This is a genomic window from Pontimicrobium sp. MEBiC01747, assembly GCF_053601635.1.
Map to the genome: position 1 here is coordinate 1 of NZ_JBSHNS010000483.1, position 2,750 is coordinate 2,750.

General features: G+C 30.1%; 5 protein-coding genes. 4 read left to right on the forward strand and 1 reads right to left on the reverse strand.

Annotated features, from left to right (window positions below):
* Nucleotides 1–9 precede the first annotated feature (9 nt).
* The 4 genes from ACVC2P_RS15785 (at nt 10) to ACVC2P_RS15800 (ending at nt 2,357) form a co-directional block, all read left to right on the forward strand.
* The gene (locus ACVC2P_RS15785; protein ID WP_452599421.1) at nt 10–147 is read left to right on the forward strand and encodes an RNA polymerase sigma factor; all 138 of its coding nucleotides are present in this window, start codon (nt 10–12) and stop codon (nt 145–147) included.
* A complete protein-coding gene (locus ACVC2P_RS15790; protein ID WP_452599417.1) occupies nt 137–523 on the forward strand; it encodes a DUF6768 family protein in 387 nt (128 codons plus the stop codon). The genes ACVC2P_RS15785 and ACVC2P_RS15790 overlap by 11 nt, the downstream gene beginning before the upstream one ends.
* A 139-nt stretch (nt 524–662) precedes the next feature.
* Complete coding sequence (rocD, locus tag ACVC2P_RS15795) at nt 663–1,907, forward strand: ornithine--oxo-acid transaminase (RefSeq protein ID WP_452599418.1); 1,245 nt, start codon at nt 663–665, stop codon at nt 1,905–1,907.
* 3 nt (nt 1,908–1,910) lie between these two features.
* Nucleotides 1,911–2,357, forward strand: coding sequence for a DUF5362 family protein (locus ACVC2P_RS15800; protein WP_452599419.1), 447 nt, complete (start codon nt 1,911–1,913; stop codon nt 2,355–2,357).
* A 45-nt stretch (nt 2,358–2,402) separates the two neighbouring features.
* On the opposite strand, the gene ACVC2P_RS15805 is transcribed toward ACVC2P_RS15800, so the two are convergent.
* Nucleotides 2,403–2,750, reverse strand: a 348-nt coding sequence (locus tag ACVC2P_RS15805) for a DUF2752 domain-containing protein (protein WP_452599420.1), incomplete at its 5' end; no start/stop codon positions are given.

Consider the following 2,750-nt stretch of genomic DNA (forward strand, 5'->3'; position numbering starts at 1 on the left):
GTAATTCGTTTGTTTTATGTGCAAGATTATTCATTAAAAGAAATAAGTAATGTATTAGATGTTTCGGTAGGAACCATAAAATCTAGATTATTTCATGCAAGAGAACGATTAAAATTAATATTAAAACATAACAATTATGAAAAATGATACTGAAGTAATAGACGCGCTAATAAAAGAGACATTAACACAAGAAGAAGCTAAGTTTTATGAAGATTTAGACGAGCAAGGTGTTTTCCAAATGATATGGGGTTTGTTTAAAGGTAAAAACAAATGGATTATGTTATTAATGAACATAGTAACTGTAGTATTTTTTATCCTATTTATATATTGTATAGTGCAGTTTTTTAATGCAGAGGAGACAAAAGAATTGATAAAATGGAGTACAGGAACCATAATATTTTTGCTAGGAGTAAGCATGTTAAAAGTATTCGCATGGATGCAAATGGATAAAAATGCATTATTAAGAGAAATTAAAAGACTGGAATTACAAGTTTCCTCTTTAGCTAATAAAATGTCGTCATAATATTTTAAAGCCTACGTATTATTTAGTAATTTGCGAGCTCTAGGGATGATTTCTCTCCCACGCTGAATTTTCGAATTCTTCGAAAGGATAAAGGTACAGTAGGAATGGTTATTTTATTCACATTTAAATTTTAATTAAAATGGCTGTTTTAGAACATTTAACATCGCAACAAGCGATAGATTTAGAAGACAAGTACGGAGCTCACAATTACCACCCACTTCCAGTAGTATTAAGTAAAGGAGAAGGTGTACATGTATGGGACGTAGAAGGAAAAAAGTATTATGATTTTTTATCGGCATATTCAGCCGTAAATCAAGGACATTGTCACCCAAAAATTGTGGGTGCTATGGTAGACCAAGCAAAGCAATTAACATTAACATCTAGAGCATTTTATAATGACGTATTAGGTAGATATGAGCAATTTGCAACCAACTATTTTGGTTACGATAAGCTGTTACCTATGAATACAGGAGCAGAAGCGGTAGAGACAGCTTTAAAGTTATGTAGAAAATGGGCATACGAAGTTAAAGGAATTAATGAAAATGATGCAGAAATAATAGTTTGTGAAAATAACTTCCACGGAAGAACAACAACCATTATTTCGTTTTCTAATGATCCTATAGCACGTAAAAACTTCGGGCCATACACAGCAGGTTTTATCAAAATAGAATATGATAATTTAAAAGCTTTAGAAGAAGCTTTAACTAACAATAAAAATGTTGCAGGGTTTTTAGTAGAGCCTATTCAAGGTGAAGCTGGAGTATATGTACCGTCTGAAGGTTACTTAACCAAAGCTAGAGCACTTTGTAAACAACACAATGTACTATTTATTGCAGACGAAGTACAAACGGGGATTGCAAGAACTGGTAAATTATTAGCAATAGATCATGAAGAGGTTAAAGCCGATATCTTAATTTTAGGAAAAGCGTTATCTGGAGGAGCATATCCTGTATCTGCAGTATTAGCAAACGATAACATTATGAATGTTATTAAGCCAGGAAACCACGGTAGTACTTTTGGAGGTAATCCTGTTGCTGCTGCTGTAGCAATAGCTGCATTAGAAGTCGTTAAAGAAGAATCTTTGGCAGAAAATGCCCAAGAATTAGGAGAATTATTTAGAAGTGAAATAGCTAAGTATGTTGAAACTAGTTCTATTGTAAATGCTGTGCGAGGTAAAGGCTTACTTAATGCAATTTTAATAAATGATACAGAAGACAGCGATACAGCTTGGAATATATGTATGGCACTTAGAGATAATGGTTTATTAGCAAAACCTACACATGGAAACATTATTCGTTTCGCTCCACCTTTAGTTATGACTAAAGAGCAATTATTAGATTGTGTATCTATAATAATTAAAACACTAAAACAGTTCGAGGTTTAGTAAATGGAAGAAAAAATATCTAAGTTTGATAATTTCGAACTTAATATAGATAATGATATTATAGGTTTTTTAAAAGAAACTTCAAGTTGGACTTATTTTTTATCAATACTAGGTTTTTTTGGTATTGGATTAATTGTAATTCTAGGCTTGTATTTTTCTTTAATAGCAAGTACTAATGATGCTTTTAATCCTTATGCAGGAACAGGGTTTTCTATGGCCTATTTTGGATTAATTTATATTATTATGGGAGCTATATATATTATACCCATAATATATTTGTTTAATTTTTCTAGAAAAATGAAAGCAGCATTAAAAACAAAAAGTAATGTAGATTTAAAATCTGCTTTTTCTAATATGAAATCGCATTATAAATTTATAGGTATTTTTACTTTAATTGTCATTAGCTTATATGCATTAGCTCTTATTTTTGCTGTTATAGCAAGTATTTAAAATAAGATAGTTATAATAAAAAAAAGCGACCATTGGTCGCTTTTTTTATGGAGCTAATATTGTAAATGGATAGATGTTGATATTTCTTAGAACCCAAAATAAGATAACTATAATTAATATTGCTTTGGTAACTATAGATCTATGTAATAAACTTTTTATTTTTTTAGAAGTATATCTATTCATTAAAAAGATAAAACATTGATATGCTAAAACAATAAAAAGTAATAGCAGTAATAAGTTATGCTTTAGCCCTTCAATTATATTTCCATGTAATAATTTATGAATTGCTCTTTGACTACCGCAGCCTGGACAGTGGAGATTAGTTGCTTTATAAAATAAACACTCAGGAAAAATATGATGTACAGTTGGGTCATAAAAAAAATACAGTGGTAT